Genomic DNA, 24179 nt, shown 5'->3' with positions numbered 1-24179 from the left:
TCCACCACAGTTTAAGTTCGCCTACATAAATACAGCGAATCTCCACTACCCCTTATAAGTATGCGAAGCATTCCCGCACGCGGCGCAGCCACCACTCGCGGCGCTCGCGCGGCGCGCGCAGCGCGTGTAGGCGATCCGGGTCGGGAGGGAGGTCGCGTACGGCCAGGCGGCCGTCGACAAGCTCTCGCGGGGCGGCAACATCCTCGACGAACAGGCGCTGGGTGGCCAGCCCCGCCGGCCGCGACCCCGTGAGCTTGGCGGCCACCAGGCCGGCCCCGATGCCCACGGAGGTGTCCAGCGCGCTGGCCACCGTCACGTCCAGCCCGAGCTCGGCGCTGATGCGCAGCAGCGCGCGCACCCCGCCCAGCGGCGCGGCCTTGACCACGGCCACATCCGCGGCCCCCAGCGTGGATACCCGGTACGGGTCCGCGGCGCGGCGGATGGACTCGTCGGCGGCGATCGGGGTGTCCACGAGCTCGCGCACCCGCGCCAGCTCCTCCACCGTGGCGCAGGGCTGCTCGATGTACTCGAGCTCTCCCAGTGCGCGCGCGGCGGCGACAGCCTCATCCACGCTCCACCCGCGGTTCGCGTCCACGCGCAGCGTCGCGTCCGGGCGCAGGGCGCGGACGGTGGCGACGCGGGCGATGTCGTCGTCAAGCGATTGCCCGGTCTCCGCCACCTTGATTTTGAAGGTGCGCACCCCCTCGAAGCGCTCGAGCACCGACTCAACCTCGCCCGGCGCCACTGCCGGGACCGTCCCGTTGACCTCCACCCAGCCGTCGGCGGCCGGCAGGCCCTCGAACGCGGCCTCGATACCGGACGCGAGCCAGGAGGCCGATTCTTCCGGCCCGTACTCCAGGAATGGGGAGAATTCGCCCCAGCCCGCGGGGCCGTCGATAAGCAAGGCTTCGCGCGTATCGACGCCCCGGAAACGCACCGCCATCGGGAGAGCGACCACGTGGGCGCGCTCTACAACGTCATCGAGGGTGGGTTGCATGCCTCGTCTCATACCCCAAGGCTAGGACGGCCGCACGCCCAGCACCAGCGCGACCGGGCCCTGCTGAATGGAACAGGCGTCGTTGGAGGAGCAACTGCCGCAGCCCCCGGCGGCGCAGGTAGAGTTCAGGCCCTCGCGGCGCAGCTGCCCCATCGCCTCGAGGCGCTCGATGACGGCGTCGACGGTCGCGCGGGTCAGGCCGGTGCGCCGCACAATGTCGGCGCGGCCTGTGGCGCCGGCGCGAATCGCGTTCATCACCGTGGACATCGGTCCTATCTAGAGCACCACCTTGAGGATCTGGAAGGTGGCCACCGCGAGCACCCAGGCCGTGGTGAGCTGCGTGACCAGTCCGAACAGGGTCCATCTCAGCCCGATCTCGCGGCGCTGGGCGGCGAGGGTGGCCACGCACGGGGTGTGGGAGAGGAGGAAAATCAAAAACGCCCACACCGCCGCGGCGGCGTGCCCGCCGGAGGCTGTATCGAAGTCCTCCCGGATCTTCTCCTCCAAGGCCGCGGGCTCCTCAACGGAGTAGGTCTGCGCCCAGCTGGAGATGACGGCCTCCTTGGCCACGAATCCGGTGATCAGCGGGTCGGTCAGCGACCACGAGCCGAATCCCGCGGGCTCGAACACGGGAGCCAGCGGCGCGGATCCCATCGTGCGCCACAGCGTGGAGCGCATGACCAGCCCGGCGGCGATGACGAGCAGAATCGAGATGACGTACATGGAAAACACGACCGTGCCGGAGTGCCGCGGGAAGAAGGTCGCAGCCAGCATGACGTAGACCGTCAGGCGCGCCGAGCACGAGGTGAAGCGCCGTCATCCTGCGCTGGCGGGGGTCCCCCAGCACGCGCGTCGCGGCGATCGCCGGGACGTTGCAGCCGAAACCCACGATGAGCGGGATAAACGCCTTTCCGGGCAGGCCGTTTCCGCGCATGAGCCGGTCCGCCACCACGGCGGCCCGGGCCATGTATCCGGAATCCTCGAGCACCGCCAGGCACAGGAACATCAGCGCCATGAGCGGCACGAACGTCAGCACCATGCCGACGCCGCCGATGATCCCGTTGATGACGAGCCCGCGCAGCCACGCGACGTCCGGGAGGATCGCCTCAGCCACCCCCGTTACCGGCCCGGTGAAGAACGCGTCGAGCGCGTCCTGCAGCGGCGCGGCCACTGTCGTGGTGATCTGGAAGACGGCCCACATGGCCGCGAGGAACAGCACTGGCCCCGCGACGGGGTGCAGGGCGAAGCGGTCCACGGTGTCGGTGAGCGTCGCTCGCGGCTCATTGCGCACCGTGGCGGCGGCGACGGCGCGGTCGACCCAGGCGAAGCGGGCGTCGGCACGCTCGAGCTCGTCTGCCCCCTCCGCCTCGCGGGCGGCTGCCGGCCGGTGCGCGAGCTGCTTATCGACGGCCTCCCGTAACCCGGCGATCTCCTTCCTGCGGGGATCTGCCTCGACAACGGGAATCCCCAGCCGCGCCGACAATTCCGTCGCATCGTACTCCGCCCCGTGCGCGGCGGCGACGTCCGATTTGGTGAGCACCACGATGCACCGCAGGGGGTACTCCGCCACCTGAGCTGCAAGGTAAAGCCCGCGCGCGATGCTGGCGGCGTCAACCGCGACGAGCACAACGTCGGGGCGCTCGTCCGCCGGGTGGCCGAGCAGCAGCTCGCGGGTGAGCTCCTCGTCGGGGCTCAGCGGATCCAGAGAATACGTGCCCGGGAGGTCCAGCACGGCGTATTCGGTCTCGCCTGCGCGCCACACCCCGCGCGCGACCTCGACGGAGGTACCGGGCCAGTTGCCCATCTTCACCCGCGCGCCGGTCAGCGCGTTAAACAGCGTGGACTTGCCCGCGTTGGGGGCGCCGACGAGCGCGACAACGGGGGCGTCCGGGTTGCCCGCCACGACGGTCGCGCCCTCGCAGCGGCACGAGGGCGCCGCCGCAATTGACTTCTCAGCCATGGCGGACATTACGCGGCGGCGACGGCGATCGAGCGCAGCGCCTGCGCGCCGAGCGCGTAGCGGGTGGAACCGACGCGGACGACGCGCCCGCCGCCCGAAGTCTTCTGCACGACGGTGACGCTGGCCCCGGGGCGCATGCCCAGCTCCCGCAGCCGCCGGGCGGTAGCGGGGTCGGAGGAGTGGTTGCCGATGATGGCCTGGGCGCCGACGGGAACGTCGATAAGCGCGATGAGCGTTTGATAGGTGTCACGATAGACCGGCGCAATTTAGGTAGGTAATACCTAACCAAGAATTTGCTGACGAAATTGTTCCCAAATTACCCATCCGGGGTTAGCCCTACAATCACAAAGCATGAGTTACTCCACCGAGCAGCCCTTCGACCCCGCCCAATGGGACACCGTCGACGGCTTCGACTTCACCGACATCACCTACCACCGCCACAACGGAGGCGGGCGCGCCAACGGCATCGTGCGCATCGCGTTCGACCGCCCGGAGGTGCGCAACGCGTTTCGCCCGCACACCGTCGACGAGCTCTACCGCGCCCTCGATCACGCCCGGCGCGACCCGTCGGTGGGCACGGTGCTGCTCACCGGCAACGGCCCGAGTGCGAAGGACGGCGGCTGGGCGTTTTGCTCGGGTGGCGACCAGCGCATCCGCGGCCGCTCCGGATACCAGTACGCCACCGATTCGGGCGAGGTGGACACCGCGCGCGTCAAAGCCGAAGGCGGCCGCCTGCACATTCTCGAAGTCCAGCGCCTCATCCGCACCATGCCGAAGGTGGTCATCGCCGTGGTCAACGGCTGGGCGGCCGGCGGCGGGCACTCGCTGCACGTCGTGTGCGACCTGACCATCGCGTCGCGCCAGGAGGCCCGCTTCAAGCAGACCGACGCCGACGTCGGCTCCTTCGACGCCGGCTACGGCTCCGCCTACCTGGCCAAGATGGTGGGGCAAAAGTTCGCCCGCGAGATCTTCTTCCTCGGCCGAACCTATTCCGCCGAGGAGATGCAGCGCATGGGCGCGGTCAACATCGTCGCCGGCCACGGGCGCCTGGAGGAGGAGGCCATCGCCGTCGCGCGCGAGATTAACGGCAAGTCCCCCACCGCGCAGCGCATGCTCAAGTTCGCCTTCAACCTTGCCGACGACGGGCTCATGGGCCAGCAGGTCTTCGCCGGCGAAGCCACCCGCCTGGCGTACATGACGGACGAGGCCGTGGAGGGCCGCGACTCCTTCCTTGGCAAACGCGCGCCGAACTGGGACGACTTTCCGTACTACTACTAGGGTGTGTCGCTTGTGACCCACGTGCTGGAAGTTCTCCCCGTCGACCCCCGCGACCCGCTGGCGATCCTGCCCGACATCGAGGAGGCGCTGGCCGGGCAGCGCAGCCTGCTGCCTGTCCCCACCGACGACCCGGCGCGGGCGAACGTGCTGAGGAACACGCAGGGCGTCGGCAAGCGTATCGACGGCGACATCGCCCTGGTAGTGTCCACCTCCGGCTCGACGGGCACCCCGAAGGGGGCCCAGCTGACCGCGGCGAACCTGATCTCCAGCGCGGACGCCACCCACCAGCACCTCGGGGGCGAGGGCCACTGGCTGCTCGCCATGCCCGCCGCCTACATCGCCGGCCTCCAGGTGCTCGTCCGCAGCCTGGTGGCGGGAACCGAGCCCGAGTTCGTCGACCTCTCGCGCGGGTTCAGCATCCCGGATTTCGCCGCCAAGTCCCGTTCGCTCGCGGACACCGGCGAGCGCTGCTACACCTCGCTGACCCCGATGCAGCTGGGGAAAACCCTGGGCTCGCTCGAGGGCATCGACGCGCTGCGACTGTACTCCGCGGTCCTCGTCGGCGGCGCGGCCACGCACCCGGCGCTGCTCGACTCGGCGAGAAAGCTGCGCATCAATGTCGTGACCACCTACGGCTCCTCCGAGACCTCCGGCGGCTGCGTCTACGACGGCCGTCCGATCGCCGGCGCGAAAGTCCGGGTCGCAGACGGCCGCATTCACCTCGGCGGCCCCATGGTCGCCCACGGTTACCGCAACCTCCGCGACCACGAGGCATTCGCGGAGCCCGGCTGGTTCGCCACCTCCGACGCGGGCACGCTTGTCGACGCCCACCTCACCGTCTCCGGCCGGCTCGACAACATCATCGATTCGGGCGGACTGAAACTCCATCCCGAAGTCCTCGAAAACGTCATGCTCCGCGTCGACGGGGTTGTAAACGCCTGCGTCGTCGGTGTGCCGGACGAGCGGCTCGGCCACCGGATCTGCGCCGCATACGCCGGCTCAGCCACCGTGGCCGACCTCATGGACGCATTCGCGGACCTGCCCCGCTGGCAAGTCCCCAAGGAGGTGCGCCATCTCGCCGCCCTGCCCCAGCTGGGCCCGGGAAAGGTGGACCGCGCGGCCGTCGCCGAGCTATTTGTCTAGCTACTCCCCTGCGCGGAGCTTCGCCAGATCCTCCTCGGTGTACGTTGCGTCGAGCTGTGCGTCGTTTCCGCCGCCCCCGAGGTTCTTGCGCACCAGCGCCGTGCGTTGTGATCCAGGCACGATGGAGAACTCGCGCGGGTGCGGGAACACCTGCCGCACCTTGTGGCCGGAGCGCACCGCGCACGCGTTGAGCCACACGTCGTCGGCCTTGGGTGCGTGGTGGGAAAACTCTGTCCCCAGGCTGGCGACGTAGTCCACCATTGACGGAGGGTACGCCACCCCCGACACCCCGGTGGCGAAATGCCGATGCGACGGCGCCGTGGTGTACACCGCCTTCCACCGCCGGTAGTTGTCAAGCTTGTCGCCGTCGAACGTCATCAGGTGCGCGCGGTACGCCACGATAAGGTCGGGGTCCGCGTCCGAGGCGTTGAGCAGTTTTGGGGCGAACCAGCGCGGGTACATCATGTCGTCGTCGACCGTAATTACACGCGTGTCGGTGCCGGCGAACTGGGAAAAGGTGCCAAAATACTTCGTGTGTGGACCAAAAGCACCGTCCGAGCAACGAACCTGAAGTCCCCGATCTACCAAGCCCCGCAACCCCTCCGGCCAGTCCGCCTCGAAATCGTCGCGATCCAGCCAGAGGAACACTGGAAGCAGCTCCGTGCCCATCAACAGCGACGTAATCGCAGCCACCGAAGCCGACATGCGGTTGCCGTGAGTGGTCAGGGAAATTACGGTGTCGCCCTGTTGAGGGAAAGACAGCGACGTAGCGTTAGCCGCGAGCTTTAGCCGCGGCGCCCGCACGAAGGCCCCCACCGAGTTCAGCGCTTGGCGAGCGGCGTAGTCAATCCACATGAGGGCTAACACTAGTACGGATGACCCCGACCCCGCCGGGCGCGGGCATGATGGAGACCATGACCGCTCCAAACTATTCCGCTACCGCCCAAGACTGGTTACAGGCCGCTCGCCCCCACACCTGGGCCAACGCGTTCGCCCCAGTCATCGTCGGCACGGGCGCCGCCGCGTCCAACAACGGCGCGCACCTGGGTCGGGCATTCCTGGCGCTCATCGTCGCGTGGGCGCTCATCATAGGCGTGAATTACGCCAACGACTACTCCGACGGCATCCGCGGCACCGACGACGATCGCACCGGCCCCACCCGACTAACCGCCTCCGGCCTCGCCGCCCCGGCGCGCGTGAAAAGCGCGGCGTTTGTCGCGTTCTTCGTCGCCGCAGTGGCCGGCGCGATCCTAGCGGTGATGTCAGCGTGGTGGCTGATTGTGGTTGGGGCGGCCTGCATCGCGGCTGCGTGGTTCTACACCGGCGGCAAGAACCCCTACGGCTACCAGGGGCTCGGCGAGGCCGCGGTCTTCGTGTTCTTCGGGCTTGTCGCCGTCTTGGGCACCGAATTTACTCAATCGGGTGTGGTGAGCTGGACCGGGTTCGCGGCCGCCTTCGCCATCGGCTCCATCTCCGCGGCCGTCAATCTAGCCAACAATATCCGCGATATCCCCACCGACTCCGTCGCCGGCAAGCACACCCTCGCAGTGCGGCTTGGCGACGCCCGGGCCCGACGCCTCTTCACCCTTCTCACCCTCGCCCCCTTCATCGCCACCTTGTTTCTCGCGTTGGTCTCTCTGCCCGCGCTTGCGGCGCTGATCGCGCTGCCCCTCGCCGTCGCGTCTGTGTTGAAAGTGCTGCGTGGTGCTACCGGGGCGGCACTTATCCCCGTGCTCGGACTCAACGGCAGGGCGATGCTGGTCTGGGCCGTCGTCACCGCCGTCGCGCTGGCGTTCGCCTAATCATCGAAGTCGCCTCCCCTCTCATGGTCGGGCGCGGACCTGTCAATGGCTGATTGAGGCACGAGCGGCCCCGTGAACGCATCTGTCTCCTCCGGAAGCTGCCTCGCCCGGGACACGAAACGCCGCCCTCCTCGGAACCGAAACTCAATGTCGCGCCCGTTGGTGGTGATGTGCGCCTGCCTGTTGCTCACTCGCGAGTGGCAGGACGAGCAAAGGGGTATCAGGTTTTCCAAGTTTGTGCTGCCCCCGTCACTCCACTCCTTGATGTGGTGCACCTCGAGGAAGCGGGTGTGGCTACACCCCGGCATGGCGCACTGGTAGTTCCACACCGCGAGCAAGGCGCGCAGCTGCCCGTTGTTGACGAAGCGCGCGGTGCGCCCGAGGTGAAGGGTCACCCCATCGTTGTCGAGCAGATGCAGCCTGAGCATGGCGTTGTCGAGGTAGTTCTTCACCGTCTCCGACGGCGCAGCAAGGTTACCCGGCAGCCAGGTCCGGCCGTTGGTGGTCATCATGATGTTCACGTGAGCTCCGGGTGCCCGAAGGTCACTCACGGGGCGGGAGCGCACCATGGCAATCATCGAAAGTAAGGCCGAATGCATGTCATCTTTCACTGGTGGCCCAAAGCGCGAAAAGCTGCGCTTGAGCGCATCGGAGAAGGATTCCCGTTTTTGAGGAACGGGCTCCAACTCCTCCGCAGGGTCCACTTCCGGTTGGGCCTGCTTCTCAGCCAGCAGCTCCTCAACCTTCTCTTCATCGGCAAGGTCATGCTCGTCGACGTCCTCGAGCCCATAGTTGGACAGCTGCGCGATCTTCAATGCTGCGAGATAGGCCGCACCGTCCATGGCATTGAGCCGCGCAGAAACGATCACGTCGCCGTTGTCCGCATGGCGCACCCGGTGGTGGTAATCGGGCTCCCTCTCGGCCTCCTGTGAGCTACCCAGGCCTGCCAGAGCTTGCCGAAGCTCTGTGAAGCACAGGCGTTGTGCGAGGTCAACGAGCTGTGCCTCGTTATCCGGAGAGAGGTGCTTCAACAGAAAACGGACGGTGGAATAGCTAAACTCACCACCCCTAAAGGCTTTTGTGAGCAACGGGAAGTCAGGAAGCTGACGCGCAACGCTGACGTACTCGAACGCCGTGGATGGCGCCAGCTTCAGCTCGCGAGCCAGCCACCCCGCCGTCGATGTTTCCCCGAATGACTCTGCCAGTCCGAAATACTCGAAATCGGCCAGAGCGACCAGCATTTCCGCGCGGGACTGCACTGCCCACGTTTGGTTGGAACGAATCGCCCTGACAATGTCCCCCGCCCGACCCGTGGAACTGTACTCGATCGAAGTTTCATTTGCTGTCGACATTTCTACCCCCGTACAAGTGTTCGACCTATTCTGCGCTCCAAGTTAGTGGAACGCTTGTTCTAAGTCAAGGGGCGCGGAGAAAATTTTTCAGCCGCTCCGCCGCTGCGAGTTCCTGGGGTTTTGCAGCACAGTCCTGCGGAGACGACCGAGCGTGTGAAGGTGGACGTCGGTAAGCACGCACCGCTCCGCCGCTGCGGAGTTCCTGGGGTTTTGCAGCACAGTCCTGCGGAGACGACCGTGTGTAAAGGTGGACGTCGGCAAGCACGCACCACTCTGCCGCTGCGGAGTTCCTGGGGTTTTGCAAACCCGGGGTACCGAGGCAGCGGGTGGACGTCGGCAAGCACGCACCACTCCGCCGCTGCGGAGTCCCTGCGGTTTTGTAGAAACCTCGAAGGAAACGTACACGTTGCGGGGCTCTGGCAGCCCCACTTCGAGGAGTAGCGTCCGGAAAATCCATTTCCACACGCATGAGAAAGGCGCACGATGGCTGGGAAGTTCGAAGTTTGCGAGGACAAGTCCGGGAAGTTCCGCTTCCGTCTCAAGGCCGGCAACGGCGAGGTCGTCGCGACGGGCGAGGCCAACGAATCCAGGGCGGCCGCTATCAAGGGCACCGCGGCGGTCCAGCGCGCGGCGGCAGACGCCGAAATCAGAGACCTGACGGCGTAGGACGCCCCACGCTGGATACACTTAAACCCGGCGATTCTACGGAGAGGGCGGTGACTAGTGCTAGACGTACTCACCGGGTTTTCCATCATCTTCACCGTCATCGGTGTCGGCTACGTGCTGGCGCGGCGCGGCATCATCGGCCAGGGCGAGGCGCGGCTGCAGTTCAACCGCGTCGCGTTCTGGGCGACGACGCCGTCGCTGATTTTCTCGTCCGTGGCCACCTCGGACACCTCCACGTTCCTCTCCCCTGTGAACGCCGTGGTCTTCGGGTCCACGCTGATCACGATGGGGATTTTCTGGGTCATTTCGATGATCTTCTTCCGGCAGGATGTGCCGACGAGGATGGCCGGGGCGGCGTCGTCAAGCTATTTCAACTCGGTGAACATGGGCCTGCCCATCGCGCTGTACGTCATCGGCGACGCCACCTACGTCGTGCCCGCGGTGCTGTTGCAGATGGCGGTGCTCTCCCCGTTCATCATCGCCGGCCTCAACGCGGGTGGCAGCGGCAAGCATCACGTGCGCGACTCCATCATCGCGGGCCTGACGGCGCCGATGGTGCTGGCGGCGATCGCGGGCTTCGCGGTTTCCGCGGCCGGCTGGACCGTCCCTGAGCCCGTGATGGCGCCAATCCGCATCCTCGGCGGCGCGTCCATCCCGCTCATCCTCATGAGTTTCGGTGCCTCGCTCAACGGCCGCAGCGTCTTAAAGTCCGGACCAGACCGTTTGCCGACGCTCACCGCAACCGCCCTGAAACTCACGGCGATGCCGGCCGTGGCCTGGGGAATCGCCACCCTGGCGGGGTTGGAGGGCAACCAGCTCTACGCCGCCGTCATCCTTGCAGCGCTGCCGACCGCCCAAAACGTGTACAACTACGCGGCGAACTACCGGGTCGGTGAAACCGTCGCCCGCGACACGGTGTTCCTCACGACGTTTCTGTCGCTGCCGGCGATGCTGTTCATCGCGGCGGTGCTGTAGCGCAGGCGCCTAGCGCTGCGCCAGCTCGTCCTGGATCCAGCGCTTGCGGGCGTCCCGCTGGGCGCGCCAGGTGGCCAGCGCCCCGACGGCGGCGACGCGCTGGCGGGAAAACACGACCATGGACAGCGGGAACGCCACGATGAGCGCGAGCAGCGCGGAGATGATCAGCGGCACCGGGGCGCCGATCGCCACGGCCGCCAGCTGGATAACCACGGTCAAACCCAGGAACAGCGCCAGGCGCAGCCCGCCGTACACCGCGATCGCCTTGTTGGCGCGGGCGCGCACGCCGGGGTCGACCTCGGGGGCATGAAGATCACTCACAAGGCGCTACCCTACCCAATGCCCCCACCCAGTATGTTGGAGGGCATGGGAAGAATCTTGCTCGTGCTCCTCGTCATCCTCGCTGTGTGGATGCTGTGGCGCGCGTTCGGCCCCGGCAGTTCGAAGCGCTACGGGGCGCAGCGCGAAGCGCCTCCCGCCATCAAGGGGCCCGACGATGACGAAGAGTTCCTGTGGAGCATCGAGAAGAATCGCTTCAAGCAGCGCCGCGCCCAGGAAGAAGCAGAGCGCCGCAAACGGGAGGAAGAGGAACGGCGCAAACGGCTCGAGGAGGACGACGACTAGGGCGTCTCAAACGTCATAGCCAGGCCCAACGCGGCGGCCACGGCGGCGACCTTCTCCCAGCGCACGCCTGCCCCGCCGTGCTCGATGGTGTGCAGCGTCGAGCGCGACACGCCGGCGGAGTCCGCTACCTCCTGCTGCAGGCGCCCCGCGGCGCGGCGGGCACGGGCGATCTGCTCCCCCAGCTCGATGAGCACCGGGTCCTCGCTCGCGGGCTTGCCGGTCTTGTTACGGGGTCCGGACATGGCTCGCTTACCTCGCCTCGTCCTCGGCCCGCAGCACCTCCGGCAGCTTCTGGGCCCACGCAAGGGAGTGGCGCACGCCGTCGGCGACGGAGTACTCAGGACTCCAGCCCAGCACCTGCGCGGCCTTGTCGGTGCGCGCGGCGCTGCCGACCACGTCGCCGTCGCGGCGCGGGGCGGAACGCACCTCGAGCGGGGTGCCGGTGGCCACGCCCACGGCCTCGGCGAGCTCGAAAACGGTCGTCCCCGTGCCGGTGCCGAGGTTGATCACCTCGTAATCCCCAAGCTGCGCGCGCAGCGCCAGAACGTGGGCGCGGGCGAGGTCCCACACGTGGATGTAGTCGCGCAGGCCCGAGCCGTCGCGCGTCGGCCAGTCCACGCCGGTGACCGTGAACGGCTCGCCCGAGGCGTGCGCAGTGATCATTTTGCCCAGCGCGTGCGAGGGCGCCGGATTCTGCAGACCGGTGCGCAGCTGCGGGTCGGCGCCGATCGGGTTGAAGTAGCGCAGGGCGATGGCGCGGATGACGCCGGCCGAGGCGGCATCGGCAAGCACGCGCTCGAACATCCACTTCGACGCCGCGTACGGGCTGGTGGGATTGACCGTGCTGGATTCGCTGACCATGAAATCCGGGTCAGGCTCGTACATCGCCGCGGTGGAGCTGAGCAGGAACTTCCCCACCCCGCGCGCGGACATAACGCGCAGAAGCGAGATCGCCTTGCCGACGTTGTTGTCGTAGTACATGACGGGCTTTTCGACGCTCTCCGGCACGACGATCTTGGCAGCGCAGTGAATCACCGCCTCGATGTCCGGGTGCTCGTCGAGAATGCGGTTGAGCAAGGCCTCGTCGGCGATGTCACCCTCGTAGTGGGCGAAGCGCTGCGCGAAGACGCGTAGGCCGGTGGAGTAGTCGTCGAGGATGACCGGGGTGATCCCGTTATCCGCGCAGCAGGAGGCGACCGTGGACCCGATGAAGCCGGCGCCGCCGGTGATAAGCACCTTCATTTAGTTCAGCCCCGCGTACGAGTGCAGGCCCGCGATCACCGTATTGACGTAGGTCATGTTGAAAATCGTCATGGCCAGAGCGAACACGTTGATCCAGGCGGCGCGGACGTTCTTCCAGCCAGCGGTCGCGCGCGCGTGCAGGTAGGCGGCGTAGAGCACCCACGTGATCATGGACACCGTTTCCTTGGCGTCCCAGCCCCAGAAGCGGCCCCACGCCACCTCGGCCCAGATCGCTCCGAAGACGATGCCGATGCCGAACAGGGGCAGGGTGATAATCGCGGTCTTGTACGTGATCTGGTCCAGCGTCTTCGCGCTCGGCAGCGGCTTGGCAATGGCGCCGAAGAAGCCGTGCTCCTCGCCCCGCGGCTGCCACATGCGCAGCAGGTACAGCAGGGCGAAAAGCCCGGAGACGATGCCTATCGACGCCCCGATGGACACCGAGGACACGTGCACCGGCAGCCAGTAGGACTGCAGCGCCGGCACGACGGGCGCGGCCTGCATGTGGAAGACCGTGGAGTTGAGGAACATCGCGATGATCATCGGCGAGAGCACCCACGGCCACAGCGTGTGCCAGTTCCTGCGCTGGATCACCACCGCCGCGGCCACCATCACTACCGCCGACATGAACAAGATGTACTCGTACAGGTTGCCCAGCGGGAAACGCCGGGCGGCCAGGCCGCGGGTGATGAACGAGGCCAGGTGCAGCAGAATGCCGAACCACACCAGCGCCTGCGTCATGTTCGCCCACTTGCGGGCGCCGGCGATGCGGCGGGAGTACTCGGACTCGTCGAAAACGCTAGGCGCCGGCGCCACGGTCGTGGGCGGCCCGCCCGCCCCGACAGTGACGGGGACTTTGGAGGTGGCGCTCTCGGCCTGCGAGCGGGCGCGCTCCCGGCGCATGTCGACGACCCCGAACATGCGCCCGTAGTAGACGCACGACATGATCAACGCGACGAGGTAGATAACGAAAGCGGTGCGGAACGTCAGGTCAGACAGGTCCGCCATGGTTGAGTCCACGAGCATAGGCTAAACCTACCGCACGGCGGCGGGCTTATCCAAGGTCGTCGATCTCAAATTCCTCGCCGTCCGGTTCTTCGGGCGCGCGGCCCAGAACCTTGTCGGCGATCTCGTGGAACTCCGCTCCCCACCCGGCGCGGTCGGTGCGTGCCAGGCCCGCCAGCTCCACGTGGGTCCCGCCCGCGTCGTCCGGCGCCAGGCGCACCCACATGCGGCGGCGCTTGATGGTCACGGAACCGATGAGCGCGCCGAGCATCACGACGGTTGTCACCAGCGCCCACATCTGGGTGGGGTCGCGGGAGATCTGGTAGTTGGCGTACTCGGCGGCGCCGTCGAAACGCACGGTGATGCCGCCGTCGATGGTGACCTCCTCGCCCGGCGTCAGGTTGACGCGGTCGACCTTCTGCAGGCGGCCGTCGGCAATGAGCGACTGGTCGAGCACGAAGATGTTTTGCGGGCGGCCGGTGTCTAATCCCGCGTCGCCTAAGTAGATGTCCACGGCCATCGCCGGGTTCTCCATCGCCGGGAACGACGACTGCAGCTGGTCGCCGTTCGGGCCAATCCACCGCGCGGTCGGCGCGAACACGCCCTCGATGGCGATCTGGTTCTCGCGGCGCTCGGTCAGATCGGGGTACATGCCGGCCGGCGGGTCGAAACGCATCACGCCGTCGGATAGGAAGTTCTGCAGATCGGTCGGGCGGAACTGGATCATCTGGGTGCGCGACTCCCCGTCCGGCCACGTCACCGTAACCTGGGGGGCGAAACCGTGGCCCTGCATGTACACGCGGTCGCCGTTGATGCGCAGCGGGTGGTTGACCCGCAGGGTGTAGTCGTTCCACTCGGCCCTGTCGGCCGTCAGGTCGGTCGTGTACGAGATATCGGAGGCGAAGCCATTGGCCTGGCCGTTGCCCAGGTAGTCCGCGGTGAAGTTGTGCGCTTCGAAGCAGAAAGGCGTGAGCCCTGTGCCGTCGAAAAGCGGGCCGGCGCGGAAGACGTCGAAGTTCGCCGGCGAGGTGTTGCAGAACTCGCGCGACTGCTCCACGGGCACGGCGTACTCGGAGGCCGAGTTCGTGACCACGATGACCTGGCCCTCGTAGAAGACCATGCGGCCGGCCGTGAACGCGATGATCATGCCCACCAGCCCGATGTGGAAGAGCAGGTTCATCAGCTCGCGGGTGTACCCCTTCTCCGCCGAAATGGACAACACACCGGCTCGGTCCTGCTCCGGCGTGTACGTCGCGGTGTGCCAGCGCGACAGGATTCGGGCGATGTCGCTTTCGACGTCGGCAAGCGGCTTATCGACGCTCCCTTGAGCGTGCAGGGGCATCCGGTGCAGGAACTTGGGGGCCCGCGCGGGGGTAGCCCGGTAGGCGCGCCAGTGCTCCATCGTGCGCGGGATGATGCAGCCCACCAGCGAGATCATCAAAAGCGTCACAATCGCGATGAACCACGTGGAACCAAAGACGTTGAACAACTGCAGCCGGTCGTAGATCGGCCCCATCGTGGGGTTGGCCTCGATGAAGTCGTTGACCAGGGAGGCGCTGACGGTGCGCTGCGGGAGCAACGCGCCCGGAATCGCGGCCAGCGCGAGCATGAACAGCAGCACCAGCGCGGTGCGCATGCTGGTCAGCCAGTGCCACGTCGCGCGCAGCCAGGTAGTAACTGTCCTCATTAGATGATGGTCGCTCCGTATCCGACAACGAGTTGGCGCGACCACGCGATGAAGTGGTTCCACGCGCCGGTGACAAGCATGAGCCCGACGAGAATCATGAGCACCCCGCCGAGGATCTGGATGGTGCGCGAGTGGCGGCGCAGAAAGTCCACGCCCGCAACCGCCCAGGCGGAGCCGAAGGCCATGAGCAGGAACGGCAAGCCCAGGCCTAGGCAGTACGCGATGACGAGGAACACCCCGCGCGCCGCCGTCAACCCCTCGGTGCCCACCGACACCGAGATAATCGCGGCCAGCGTCGGCCCCAGGCACGGCGTCCACCCCAGCGCGAACACCCCGCCGAGCAGCGGCGCGCCCACGATCGTCGTCCACTTCTTCGGCGCCATGCGGGTGTCGCGCTGCAGCAGCGGCACGGCGCCGATGAACACCAGGCCCATCACGATGGTGACCACCCCGCCGGCGCGCATCAGGGTGTCCGCGTTCAGCGCGATCAGGCTGATCGCCCCGAACACCGAGACCGTGGCCAGCAGGAACACCATCGTGAACCCGAGGATGAACAGGCCCGCCGCGCCGGCGACCGCCCACCTCTTCGACACCACCCTCGGTCCCTGCTCCCTGTACTCCATCTCGCCGCCGACAACGCCCGAGAGATACGACAGGTAGCCCGGCACGAGGGGGATCACGCACGGGGACGCGAACGAGACCAGCCCGGCGAGCGCGGCCGCCAGGATCCCGACGACGAGCGGTCCCGTCATCACGATGTCGGAGAACACCTCGCCCATCTACTCTCCCTTGAGCTCGTCGGTCACGGCCAGGATGTCGCCGGCGCTGACCTCGCGGAGGAACACGGCCGCGGGGCGGTGCTGCCTGTCCAAGACCACGGTCGTCGGGATCACGGAGCTGGGGACGCCGCCGAGGTTGACGGCCGTTTTAAAAGGCGGGTCGTAGATCGACGGGTAGGTCACCCCGTTGTCGATGACGAAGTCGCGGGCGATGTCGGGGTTGTAGTCGCGCACGTTGATACCCAGCACGGTGCCGTCGCCTCCGAGTGCCTCGTGGACCTCCTGCAGGTCGTCGACCTCGGCGCGGCACGGCGCGCACCACTGCCCCCATGCGTTGAGCACGACGATCTGGCCGTCGTAGTCCGTGAGGTTGATCTGCTCCCCCGGCTGCATGAGGGATTCCCCGCCGAAGTCCGGCAGGGGTGCGCGGTCTGCCTCGTCGTAGAAGATCTCCACCTGGCCGCCGGGCGAGTGGAACGAGAACGTCGCGCCGTCGTCGGGGGCGGAGCAGCCTGCGATCAGCAGTACCGCGGCACACGGCGCGGCGAGTCGCTTCAGCATCTAGACATCCTTCGCTGGTCGGTTGTACGACCAGTCAACAACATCCGGGCCGTCAAACACAAGCGAGGTCACGCTCGCCAGGTCGCACTCGCGCCTGATGTGCGGCAACGGTTTGCCCTGCACATGGCGCTGCACGGTGACAATCGGCAGCTGGTGGCTGACCACCACCGCCTCGTGGCCCTCCGCTGTCGCCCGCGCGTGCTCCACCCCCCGGAGCATGCGCGCCAGGATATCCTCGTACGGCTCGCCCCAGCTGGGACGCAGCGGGTTGGTCAAGTGCCTCCAGCGCGGCGGGTACCACAGCTGGGAGCGCGGCCCCTTGGTGCGCAGCCCCTCGAACGTGTTGGAGGACTCGATGACATCCTCGATCGTGTCCACCTCGCAGCCCGTGACCTGCGCGATCGGCGCGGCCGTCTCCCGGGCGCGCTCGAGCGGGCTCGACGCCAGGTAGGTGACGTCGCGGCCCTCGAAGAAACGCGCGGTCACCGCCGCCATCGAGCGGCCGCGGGCGCTTAAGTGGAAGCCCGGCATGCGCCCGTACAGAAGCCTCATCGGGTTGTACACCTCGCCGTGGCGCACGAGGTGGACGACGGTGCGCGGACCGCTCATGAGGCGGCCCCGGCGGTGGCCTGCGCCGCGGCCTTCGCGGCCACGGCGAGGGCGCGCTCGATGCGCCCGAAGTCGTCGGCCGTGAGCGCCGTGGACACGAACCACGTCTCGAACGGGCTCGGCGGAGCGTAGACGCCGTTGTCCAGCAGCGCGTGGAAGAACGCCGGGTAGCGGAATGTGTCGGCGGCCTTCATCTCGTCGAAGTTGGTGCCCTCGCCGTCGGCGAAGCGGATCGAGAGCATTGTCGACGCCCGCTGCACATGGTGGGCGACGCCCTCGCGCTCAAGCGCGGTGTGGATGAGATGCTCGAGCGTGTCGGCGTTGCGCAGCAGCACCGGGTAGATGTCCTCGCTGGCGAGGCGCAGCGACGCCATCCCGGCCGCCATCGCCACCGGGTTTCCGCTGAGCGTGCCGGCCTGGTAGACGGGGCCGCCCGGCGCGAGCTTCTCCATGATGTCCCGGCGCCCGCCGAACGCCGCCGCCGGCAGGCCGCCGGAGATGACCTTGCCGAAGGTGGTCAGGTCCCCCGCCACGCCGTCCACGCCGTACCAGCCTGAGTAGGAGGTGCGGAAGCCCGTCATCACCTCGTCGATGATAAGCAGTGCGCCGTTGTCGTGGGCGATCTCTTTGAGCGCCGCGTTAAAGCCCTCGCGCGGGGCGACCGTGCCCATGTTGCCGGCGGCCGCCTCGGTGATCACAGCGGCGATCTCGCCGGGGTTGTCGGCGAACGCCTGCCGCACCGCCTCGAGGTCGTTGTAGGGCACCACGATGGTGTCGGCGGCCTGCGCGCCGGTCACGCCAGGAGAGTCGGGCAGGGAGAACGTGGCCAAGCCTGAGCCCGCGGAGGCGAGAAGTGCGTCGACGTGGCCGTGGTAGCAGCCGTCGAACTTCACAATCTTCGGCCGGCCCGTGAAGCCGCGCGCGAGACGCACCGCCGACATGGTCGCCTCCGTGCCGGAGTTGACCATGCGGACCTCGTCCACGGAGGTGCGCTCCACAATCATCTCCGCGATCTCCACCTCGGCCTGGGTCGGGGCGCCGAACGAGAGGCCGTCGGCAAGCGCCTCCTTTACGGCCTCGACAATCTCCGGCCGCGCGTTGCCGTGGAGCATGGGGCCCCAGGAGTCGATGAGGTCCACGTAGGCGTTGCCGTCGACGTCGATAAGCTGGCTGCCGCGGGCTTTCGCGATGAAGCGGGCCTGGCCCCCCACCGAGCCGAAGGCGCGCACGGGCGAGTTCACACCGCCCGGGGTGACGTGCTGTGCGCGCTGGAACAGCTCGGCCGAGCGCGCGGTGTTGGCGGACGTGGGTGTCGGAATGTGCGCAGTCATGCGCTCCAGTCTAGGGCACCTGCTTTTTGCTCTGGTTCCTGAAGGCGGTGAACATGATGACCGCGACGAGCGCGATCGCGATCCAGTTGGCCACCCGGGCGTACTGCTCGAGCACGAACACGACCGGCTCGCCGATCTCCCAGCCGAGCGCGAAGTAGAGGAAAGACCAGATCGTCTTGGCCACGAAGTTGAGCACCATGAACTTCCACAGCGGCATCCCCGTCATGCCCGCCAGCACGAACACCACGAACGCGAGCGGCAGCGGAATGGGCAGGTAGGCCAGGAAGATCCCCAGCCAGCCGAGCTTAACCGCCCAGCGCTCCACGCGCGCGATGTTGCGGGCCGCGCGCTTCGACTGGCCCGCCTGCACCTCCAGGATGCCGCGGCCCCAGAGCTTGCCGGCCCACCAGTAGATCCAGTCGAACTTAATGGCCACCACGGAGCCGATGAGCAGGTAGAGCAGCCAGTTGTCGGCCTGGCCGACAGACGCCAGGGCGCCTGTCGACGCCGCGCCGATGCGCGACCCCGTCAGCGCCAGCATCACCGGCGGGTCGAGGCCGAGCAGCCAGGCGCGCAGCGGGATCATGGCCAGCCCGAAGACCCCGACGAAGGCGAACCAGCCGAGGCACCAGTAGTCCGCGCGTGTGGGCTTGGAGTTCCACGGCAGGCCGTCCTCCTCCCACCACTCCTTCTCGGGCTGCCGCGCCTCCTGCTGCTCCGTCACGAGACCGCCTTCGTGGCGGCGGCGCGGGCGTGGGCGATCACGCTGGGCACTCCGACACCGCCCGCCCACGCGCCGGTGGCCACGATGCCCGGAGTCGCCTCGAGCTGCTCATCAACGGCGGCCAAGGTGGCGAGGTGGGCGGGGTCGAACCGGGGCAGCCCGCCGAGCCAGCGCTGCACGTAGATCTCCTCCAGGCCGGCGGCGCGGCCGTCGAAGCCGGTGATGGTGGCGAGGTCGTCGAGGGCGGCGTCGACAAGCTCGTCCTCGGTGGCGCGCAACGCGATGTCGTCGCCGAAGCGCCCGAAGCTCGCGCGCACGAGCGCCCCGCCGCGCTCGGCCAGGTGCGGCCACTTCCGCGAGGAGAAGGTGAACGCCTTGGCGGTGAGCCCCTCCTCGTCCGCGGCGACGAGCACGCCGGAGTTCTCGGGCAGTCCGTCACTTGAGGCAAAGCGCATCCCCACCACCACGGAGTTGGCGAGCTTGACGGTGGACAGACGGGCGGACGCCTCGGGCGCCACGCCCTTGAGCAGCAGGGCGGCGGTCGGGGCCGGCGTGGCGACGATCACGCGGTCGTACACCACGTCCTCCCCCCCTGCGAGCCGGAAACCCCCGCCGTCGCGGACGATGCCGGAAATGAACGCGTCGACGTAGATGTCGGCGCCGCTTTTCTCCGCGAGCGCCTCGTAGAGCTCCTGGTAGCCCTCGCGGAACGTGGTGAACACCGGTCCCTGGCCGCTGGGCAGCTCGGCGCGGGACGCCTCCAGGTTGCGCACCGCCTCCGACAGATGCACCGGGCCCGCGGCGGAAAGCCGGTCGAGCTCGGCGGCGAGCTGCGGCACCGTGGCGCGCACCCCGAGGTCGTCGGCGGTGCAGGAGTACACGCCGCCGAGCAGCGCGGAGACGACGCGGTCCACCACCTCGTCGCCGTAGCGCTGGCGCACGAGCTCGCCGACGCTGACGTCACCCGACGTGTCCCACTGGAAGCCGGGCGCGTCGGACTCGGCGTCGATACGCGCGGCCGTTGCGGCGGAGACCAGGTGCTTGACCGGCTCGGATGACGACGGAATGCCCATCACCCCGCCGCGGGGCAGCGGCCTGGCCTCGCCGCCGGTGAAGACCAAGGAGCCGAGGCCGGAGGGCTGAACCAGCGAGCCGGCGAGACCCAGCGACGTGACAAACTCCACGGCGTCCGCGCGCCGCGCCAAAAACGCCTCCGCGCCCATGTCCGTGGGGCCGGCCTCGAACGCGACGGTGTGCAGCTTGCCGCCGATGCGGTCGGTGGCCTCGTAGACGTCGACCGTGTGGTCCCGCAGCTCGTAGGCCGCGGTCAGACCCGCCAGGCCGGCTCCGACAATCGCGATACGCATCTAGTCCTCCTCGTGGATGATCGCCACGGCCTCGGTGATCGCGGCGGCGTCCGTGGTGGGCAGCACCCCGTGGCCCAGGTTGAAAATGTGGCCGGTGGCGTCGCCGGCCGCGATCGCTCGCGCCGCCTCCGCCTTGATGCGGGCCGCCTCGCCGCGCACGACCTCGGTGCCGGCGAACAGGATGGCCGGGTCCAGGTTGCCTTGCAGCACGCGCGGGGAGGCGAAACGCGTCGCGGCGGCGTCGAGCGGCACGCGCCAATCCACGCCCATCACCTCGCTGCCCGCCTCCGACATCGCGCCCAGCAGCTCGCCGGTGGCCACGCCGAAGTGGATGCGCGGGATCTCGCCCTCGACCGCGCGCAGAATCTCCGTGGAATACGGAAGCACGTACTCGCGGTAGTCGGCTTCAGTGAGAAAACCCGCCCAGGAGTCGAACAGCTGCATCGCGTCGATGCCCGCGTCGACCTGCGTGCGCAGGAACGCCACGATGGTGGGCACCAGCTTCTCCATCAGCGCGTGCCACGTGTGTGGCTCGGCGTGCATCATCGCCTTCGTCTTCTCGTGGTTCTTCGACGGCCCGCCCTCAATCAGGTAGCTGGCCAGCGTGAACGGCGCCCCCACAAACCCGATGAGCGCCTGGGCGTCGGTGAGCTCCCCCACGATGATGCGGATGCCGTCGGCGACCTCCTCGACGTCGCCGTCGAGCACGGGCAGCTTGTCGACGTCCGCCCGGCTGCGCACCGCCTCCCCCATCACGGGGCCGCGGCCCGGGACGATCTCCACGTCCACGCCCGCGGCTTTGAGCGGGACGACGATGTCGGAAAACAAAATCGCGGCGTCGACGTCGTGGCGGCGCACCGGCTGCAGCGTGATCTCCGCGAGCAGCTCCGGCATGAAGCAGGAGTCGAGCATGGCGATTCCCTGGCGCACCTCCCGGTACTCCGGCAGCGAGCGGCCCGCCTGGCGCATGAACCACACCGGGGTGCGCGTCGGCGTGCGCCCGAAGGCGGCGTCGATGATGGGGGCGTGGGAAAGCTCGCGTCTGCTCATATCGGTGGAGTCTACAGCGGGAAGCGGCGCGCCCCGGCCGAGCGTGCCTCAATGATGAGCGTGCTGCCCAGCATGAGCAGCGTCGCGCCCATCGGGGGCAGCAGGCCGGCGACGGCCAGCGCGATCGCCGTGATGTTGTAGGCCCACGCGAAGACCATGTTGGAGTCGATGATGCGGCACACCCGGCGCGCCAGCACCATCAGCTGCGGCACAGCCATGACGTCCTCGCGCAGGAGCACGACCTCGGCGTTGTCGTCGACCTTGTTCAGGCGGGTCGCAATCGACTTGTCGCTCGCGTAGAGGATGCCCACGTCGGCCACGTGCAACACGTTCATCATCGTGTGGTCGCCCACCATCGCCACCGTCGCCCCCTGAGCGTGCAGCGCACGCACCGCGCCCGGCTTGTCCGCCGCGGACACGCCGGCTAGGACGTTGGACACGCCCAAAAAGTCCGCGAACCGGCGCGCCACGGGGTAGGTGTCGCGGGTGATCAGGACCGTCTCCACCCCCATGTCCTCGAGCCGCTCGACCGCCTCGATGGCGTCGTCCTTCGCCGGGTCGTAGAACGTGATCACGCCGCGGTCCTTGCCCCGGTAACGCACGACGACCGGGGTCCCCCCGCTGGTGGCCGCCACCGACAGCCGGCCGCGCAGCTGGGAAAGATCCGTCGGGCGCCACAGCGAGGCCTCGATGACCTCCACCCGCTCCTCCCCGTCGGCGCCCTCAAACGTCAGGGTGAGCCGGCCGGAGAACTCGCCGTCGGCGCTGTCGACCTCGTTGCTCAGCTCCATCCAGGTGGGCATCGTCTCGTCCTTGGAACGGGTGTCGCGGGACTCGCGGGCGGCCTTGACCAGGGCGCGCGCCATCGGGCTGTCCGATTCGAGCGCCAAAACGGCCGCGACCCGCAGGACGATGTCCGGGTCCTCGCCGCGTTCCGCGGTCACCGTCTCCACGTACATCTCCGGCTTCACCAGCGTGCCCACCCGGTTGAACACCGCCGTGTCGGTTGTCTCGAGGACGCGGAACGTGCTGCCGTCGCGCAGCAGGATGCCGTTGCGGGCCGCCGACTCGATGCCGAGGCGCAGCGCCAGGGCCGGCGAGATCGCCAGCGCCACCGGCGCCACCACCGTCAGAATCGCCAGCGCCGTCGAGAACGCCTTGGTCACGTCCCCGGTGATGAGGAGCCAGACGAGGAAATCCGCGCCCGCGATGAAGTACGCCGCCGGGATCAGCAGCCCCGCCGAGCGGGTGGACAGTATCGTCGCCAGGTTCTCCCTCTTGGAGGCCTCCTCCACCCACTTGTGCACCGCCGCCCAGCGCGTCGCGTGACCCGTGCGGGCCACCCGCACCTTCACGCTGCCGGACTCGACGACGTCGCCGGAGTACAGGCGGGAACCGACCTTGGCCTCGAGGGGCTCGCGGGCGTCGATAAGCGGACGGCGCAGCCGGCACGACCCGCCGATGACGGAGCCGTCGACGGGGACGATGTCGCCCGGGTGCAGCACGACGTCGTCGCCGCGGTTGAGCTCGGACGCCGGAAGCACCTCCTCGACCGTGCCCGAGGTTCTTCCGCGGCGGCTGACCGTGAACTCGCGGTTCGGATCGGGGCGGCGCTGCTCCATGTCCTCTAAGAGGTAGGAGCGCACGCGGATGGCGTTGTACCGGCCGGCGAGCAGCAGGGCGGTCACCCCGCACGCGACGTCGAGGAAGAGCTCGATTCCGTCGCCGCGGCGAAACGGCAGCCACTGCCCGCTCGACGTCCACCCGATCTCACCCGCGCGGGTGAACACCAGCGCGCCGAGCGCCCAGGCATACGACGCCAGCACCGCGATCGAGCTCGCGCCGTCCAGCGCCGACATGCCCCGGCGAACGCCGCCGGCCATCGCGCGGTGGAACGGCCAGGCGCACCACAGCGCCACAGGGGTGGCCAGCGCCAGGCACACCCACTGCCAGCCGGCGAACTGGAGCTCGGTGAAGTAGCTCATCGCGAGCACAGGAAGGGTGAGCAGCACCGCCACCCACATCCGCAGCGGGGTGACCAGGTCGCGGGCCGTAAACAGCACATCCGACTGCGTCTGGGCGCGGCCGAAATCGCCGCGCATGAAGCCCGCCGCACGCTTCTCACTCAACGAACGCTGCTCGTCCTTGCGCATGCGGCGCATCCTGCCCGTCATCCCGCGGGTGCCCCGGCGCGGCAACGGGTGCTCCGCCGAGCGGCGCCCCACCGCGCGGCGGCGCAGCGTGGAATCCGACATCTCCGCCTGCACCCCGAACTCGGCGATCACGGCGGTGATGCGCGCCGGATCCATCGTCTCCGGCGCGGTGACCCACGCCGTCGCCGTGGGGTAGACGAGGCGCGCCGAGACGCCGTCGATACGCTCGAGCGCCTCCTCGATGCCGCGCAGCTGGGGCGCGTCCTCGATCCCGCGCAGCTCGAAGGCGTACGAGGACAGCGGCGTGTTCTCCGCCTCGTCACCCACCTCGTGCGGGGTATCGGGGTCGAACCCGGCCGAGATCGCGGCCTGTCGCGCCTCGGCGATCGACTCCGCCAGCTGGTCTTTCACTGCCCCTCCACGAATTGGTTCGCCGCGGGCCGGAACATGAAGAACACGGCGAATGTCAGCACCACCACGATGCTAAACGACGCCCACGACGCGACCTGGATGACAAACGCCACCAGGTTGACGAAAATCGCCGCGGCGATGAACGCGCTGGCCCACGGGCGCGCGCCCGTGACGCCTTTGGGGAACTGCGCCGCCGTGGCAGTGAGGCACAGCGCGAGCACGAGGTTGGCCACCGCCGTGACGCACATGTTGCGCGTAAACACGGCGCGGAACTCCTCATCGGCCCCCTCCGGGGCGCCGGCGGACAGGAGCATCATGCCGGTGACCAGCATGAGCAGCGCGCCGCCCATGCACAGCCAGTAGGAGACGCGGAGGTCGCGTGGCCACGCGCCGCCCGTGTACGCCGTGTAGCGGCGGTTCGGGTCATCGGAATCTCCCACCATCGTGGGGAACATGCCTGCCACAG

Annotated in this window: 25 protein-coding genes and 1 pseudogene; 6 read left to right on the top strand and 20 right to left on the bottom strand. The window is 68.2% G+C overall.

The window, feature by feature from the left end:
• Positions 1-52 precede the first annotated feature (52 nt).
• The 4 genes and pseudogenes from BLS40_RS09185 to BLS40_RS09170 form a co-directional block, all read right to left on the bottom strand.
• Positions 53-997 (bottom strand): o-succinylbenzoate synthase, encoded by a 945-nt coding sequence (locus BLS40_RS09185; RefSeq protein ID WP_092151482.1) that lies wholly within the window; start codon positions 995-997, stop codon positions 53-55.
• Positions 998-1018: 21 nt separating this feature from the next.
• On the bottom strand, positions 1019-1264 hold the full coding sequence (locus tag BLS40_RS09180; RefSeq protein ID WP_092151480.1) for a hypothetical protein: 246 nt from the start codon (positions 1262-1264) through the stop codon (positions 1019-1021).
• 9 nt (positions 1265-1273) lie between these two features.
• Positions 1274-2957 (bottom strand): annotated as a pseudogene (gene feoB / locus BLS40_RS09175) (ferrous iron transporter B).
• An 8-nt stretch (positions 2958-2965) separates the two neighbouring features.
• Positions 2966-3178: a FeoA family protein gene (locus tag BLS40_RS09170; RefSeq protein WP_092151478.1), complete on the bottom strand. Its 213-nt coding sequence runs from the start codon at positions 3176-3178 to the stop codon at positions 2966-2968.
• 130 nt (positions 3179-3308) lie between these two features.
• Here BLS40_RS09170 and BLS40_RS09165 point away from each other — a divergent pair, with 130 nt between their 5' ends.
• Both BLS40_RS09165 and menE read left to right on the top strand, forming a co-directional pair.
• A complete protein-coding gene (locus tag BLS40_RS09165) occupies positions 3309-4235 on the top strand; it encodes a 1,4-dihydroxy-2-naphthoyl-CoA synthase (protein WP_092151476.1) in 927 nt (308 codons plus the stop codon).
• A 12-nt stretch (positions 4236-4247) separates the two neighbouring features.
• Positions 4248-5378 carry an o-succinylbenzoate--CoA ligase gene (menE, locus tag BLS40_RS09160; RefSeq protein ID WP_092151474.1) on the top strand — a complete coding sequence of 377 codons (1131 nt, stop codon included), beginning with the start codon at positions 4248-4250 and terminating at the stop codon, positions 5376-5378.
• On the opposite strand, the gene BLS40_RS09155 is transcribed toward menE, so the two are convergent.
• Positions 5379-6233, bottom strand: a complete 855-nt coding sequence (locus BLS40_RS09155) for a glycosyltransferase (RefSeq protein WP_092151472.1) — start codon at positions 6231-6233, stop codon at positions 5379-5381.
• A 47-nt stretch (positions 6234-6280) separates the two neighbouring features.
• Between BLS40_RS09155 and BLS40_RS09150 the strand changes: the two genes are divergently transcribed.
• Positions 6281-7180, top strand: coding sequence for a 1,4-dihydroxy-2-naphthoate polyprenyltransferase (locus BLS40_RS09150; RefSeq protein ID WP_407922428.1), 900 nt, complete (start codon positions 6281-6283; stop codon positions 7178-7180).
• Here the strand turns inward: BLS40_RS09150 and BLS40_RS09145 are convergent.
• A complete protein-coding gene (locus tag BLS40_RS09145) occupies positions 7177-8421 on the bottom strand; it encodes an HNH endonuclease signature motif containing protein (RefSeq protein ID WP_157672469.1) in 1245 nt (414 codons plus the stop codon). The genes BLS40_RS09150 and BLS40_RS09145 overlap by 4 nt on opposite strands.
• 594 nt (positions 8422-9015) lie before the next feature.
• Between BLS40_RS09145 and BLS40_RS09140 the strand changes: the two genes are divergently transcribed.
• Positions 9016-9198 carry a YegP family protein gene (locus BLS40_RS09140; RefSeq protein WP_092151468.1) on the top strand — a complete coding sequence of 61 codons (183 nt, stop codon included), beginning with the start codon at positions 9016-9018 and terminating at the stop codon, positions 9196-9198.
• A gap of 57 nt (positions 9199-9255) precedes the next feature.
• Positions 9256-10173 carry an AEC family transporter gene (locus BLS40_RS09135; protein ID WP_092151466.1) on the top strand — a complete coding sequence of 306 codons (918 nt, stop codon included), beginning with the start codon at positions 9256-9258 and terminating at the stop codon, positions 10171-10173.
• A gap of 9 nt (positions 10174-10182) precedes the next feature.
• Here BLS40_RS09135 and BLS40_RS09130 read toward each other — a convergent pair whose 3' ends face one another.
• Positions 10183-10494, bottom strand: coding sequence for a DUF4229 domain-containing protein (locus BLS40_RS09130; RefSeq protein ID WP_092151464.1), 312 nt, complete (start codon positions 10492-10494; stop codon positions 10183-10185).
• 45 nt (positions 10495-10539) lie between these two features.
• Here BLS40_RS09130 and BLS40_RS09125 point away from each other — a divergent pair, with 45 nt between their 5' ends.
• Positions 10540-10797: a hypothetical protein gene (locus BLS40_RS09125; RefSeq protein ID WP_092152254.1), complete on the top strand. Its 258-nt coding sequence runs from the start codon at positions 10540-10542 to the stop codon at positions 10795-10797.
• Here the strand turns inward: BLS40_RS09125 and BLS40_RS09120 are convergent.
• Genes BLS40_RS09120 through BLS40_RS09060 form a run of 13 tightly spaced genes read right to left on the bottom strand, consistent with a single transcriptional unit; the run spans position 10794 to position 24168 of the window.
• Positions 10794-11039 (bottom strand): helix-turn-helix domain-containing protein, encoded by a 246-nt coding sequence (locus BLS40_RS09120; RefSeq protein WP_092151462.1) that lies wholly within the window; start codon positions 11037-11039, stop codon positions 10794-10796. The genes BLS40_RS09125 and BLS40_RS09120 overlap by 4 nt on opposite strands.
• Positions 11040-11046: 7 nt before the next feature.
• A complete protein-coding gene (galE, locus tag BLS40_RS09115) occupies positions 11047-12039 on the bottom strand; it encodes a UDP-glucose 4-epimerase GalE (protein ID WP_092151459.1) in 993 nt (330 codons plus the stop codon).
• Complete coding sequence (gene ccsB / locus BLS40_RS09110) at positions 12040-13062, bottom strand: c-type cytochrome biogenesis protein CcsB (protein ID WP_092151458.1); 1023 nt, start codon at positions 13060-13062, stop codon at positions 12040-12042.
• A gap of 28 nt (positions 13063-13090) precedes the next feature.
• Positions 13091-14728 (bottom strand): cytochrome c biogenesis protein ResB, encoded by a 1638-nt coding sequence (locus tag BLS40_RS09105; RefSeq protein WP_092151456.1) that lies wholly within the window; start codon positions 14726-14728, stop codon positions 13091-13093.
• Entirely contained in the window at positions 14728-15507 is a 780-nt protein-coding gene (locus BLS40_RS09100) for a cytochrome c biogenesis CcdA family protein (RefSeq protein WP_092151454.1), read from the bottom strand. Before BLS40_RS09100 ends, BLS40_RS09105 begins: the two co-directional genes overlap by 1 nt.
• Positions 15508-16065: a TlpA family protein disulfide reductase gene (locus tag BLS40_RS09095; RefSeq protein WP_040422359.1), complete on the bottom strand. Its 558-nt coding sequence runs from the start codon at positions 16063-16065 to the stop codon at positions 15508-15510. It lies immediately after the preceding gene.
• Between the two features lie 3 nt (positions 16066-16068).
• Positions 16069-16677 (bottom strand): histidine phosphatase family protein, encoded by a 609-nt coding sequence (locus BLS40_RS09090; RefSeq protein WP_006839371.1) that lies wholly within the window; start codon positions 16675-16677, stop codon positions 16069-16071.
• Entirely contained in the window at positions 16674-18008 is a 1335-nt protein-coding gene (hemL, locus tag BLS40_RS09085; RefSeq protein WP_092151452.1) for a glutamate-1-semialdehyde 2,1-aminomutase, read from the bottom strand. The genes BLS40_RS09090 and hemL overlap by 4 nt, the downstream gene beginning before the upstream one ends.
• Positions 18009-18018: 10 nt before the next feature.
• On the bottom strand, positions 18019-18732 hold the full coding sequence (locus BLS40_RS09080) for a DedA family protein (protein ID WP_092151451.1): 714 nt from the start codon (positions 18730-18732) through the stop codon (positions 18019-18021).
• Entirely contained in the window at positions 18729-20099 is a 1371-nt protein-coding gene (locus BLS40_RS09075) for a protoporphyrinogen oxidase (RefSeq protein ID WP_092151449.1), read from the bottom strand. The genes BLS40_RS09080 and BLS40_RS09075 overlap by 4 nt, the downstream gene beginning before the upstream one ends.
• On the bottom strand, positions 20100-21149 hold the full coding sequence (hemE, locus tag BLS40_RS09070) for a uroporphyrinogen decarboxylase (protein ID WP_092151447.1): 1050 nt from the start codon (positions 21147-21149) through the stop codon (positions 20100-20102). It lies immediately after the preceding gene.
• 11 nt (positions 21150-21160) lie between these two features.
• On the bottom strand, positions 21161-23713 hold the full coding sequence (locus tag BLS40_RS09065) for a heavy metal translocating P-type ATPase (protein WP_092151445.1): 2553 nt from the start codon (positions 23711-23713) through the stop codon (positions 21161-21163).
• Entirely contained in the window at positions 23710-24168 is a 459-nt protein-coding gene (locus tag BLS40_RS09060) for a hypothetical protein (RefSeq protein WP_092151443.1), read from the bottom strand. Before BLS40_RS09060 ends, BLS40_RS09065 begins: the two co-directional genes overlap by 4 nt.
• Between the last annotated feature and the right edge of the window lie 11 nt (positions 24169-24179).

It is taken from the genome of Corynebacterium mycetoides (assembly GCF_900103625.1).
GTDB lineage: Bacteria > Actinomycetota > Actinomycetes > Mycobacteriales > Mycobacteriaceae > Corynebacterium > Corynebacterium mycetoides.
This window is presented reverse-complemented; position numbering and strand designations above follow the sequence as displayed.

Coding starts and splice junctions, on each gene's coding strand:
- ccsB (WP_092151458.1), bottom strand. CDS start 13,062: ATGCTCGTGGACTCAACCATGGCGGACCTGTCTGACCTGACGTTCCGC.
- galE (WP_092151459.1), bottom strand. CDS start 12,039: ATGAAGGTGCTTATCACCGGCGGCGCCGGCTTCATCGGGTCCACGGTC.
- BLS40_RS09150 (WP_407922428.1), top strand. CDS start 6,281: ATGATGGAGACCATGACCGCTCCAAACTATTCCGCTACCGCCCAAGAC.
- BLS40_RS09100 (WP_092151454.1), bottom strand. CDS start 15,507: ATGGGCGAGGTGTTCTCCGACATCGTGATGACGGGACCGCTCGTCGTC.
- BLS40_RS09120 (WP_092151462.1), bottom strand. CDS start 11,039: ATGTCCGGACCCCGTAACAAGACCGGCAAGCCCGCGAGCGAGGACCCG.
- BLS40_RS09180 (WP_092151480.1), bottom strand. CDS start 1,264: ATGTCCACGGTGATGAACGCGATTCGCGCCGGCGCCACAGGCCGCGCC.
- BLS40_RS09165 (WP_092151476.1), top strand. CDS start 3,309: ATGAGTTACTCCACCGAGCAGCCCTTCGACCCCGCCCAATGGGACACC.
- BLS40_RS09075 (WP_092151449.1), bottom strand. CDS start 20,099: ATGCGTATCGCGATTGTCGGAGCCGGCCTGGCGGGTCTGACCGCGGCC.
- BLS40_RS09125 (WP_092152254.1), top strand. CDS start 10,540: ATGGGAAGAATCTTGCTCGTGCTCCTCGTCATCCTCGCTGTGTGGATG.
- hemE (WP_092151447.1), bottom strand. CDS start 21,149: ATGAGCAGACGCGAGCTTTCCCACGCCCCCATCATCGACGCCGCCTTC.
- BLS40_RS09155 (WP_092151472.1), bottom strand. CDS start 6,233: ATGTGGATTGACTACGCCGCTCGCCAAGCGCTGAACTCGGTGGGGGCC.
- BLS40_RS09185 (WP_092151482.1), bottom strand. CDS start 997: ATGCAACCCACCCTCGATGACGTTGTAGAGCGCGCCCACGTGGTCGCT.
- BLS40_RS09140 (WP_092151468.1), top strand. CDS start 9,016: ATGGCTGGGAAGTTCGAAGTTTGCGAGGACAAGTCCGGGAAGTTCCGC.
- BLS40_RS09105 (WP_092151456.1), bottom strand. CDS start 14,728: ATGAGGACAGTTACTACCTGGCTGCGCGCGACGTGGCACTGGCTGACC.
- BLS40_RS09145 (WP_157672469.1), bottom strand. CDS start 8,421: ATGCTGGTCGCTCTGGCCGATTTCGAGTATTTCGGACTGGCAGAGTCA.
- hemL (WP_092151452.1), bottom strand. CDS start 18,008: ATGACTGCGCACATTCCGACACCCACGTCCGCCAACACCGCGCGCTCG.
- BLS40_RS09060 (WP_092151443.1), bottom strand. CDS start 24,168: ATGTTCCCCACGATGGTGGGAGATTCCGATGACCCGAACCGCCGCTAC.
- BLS40_RS09090 (WP_006839371.1), bottom strand. CDS start 16,677: ATGAGCGGTCCGCGCACCGTCGTCCACCTCGTGCGCCACGGCGAGGTG.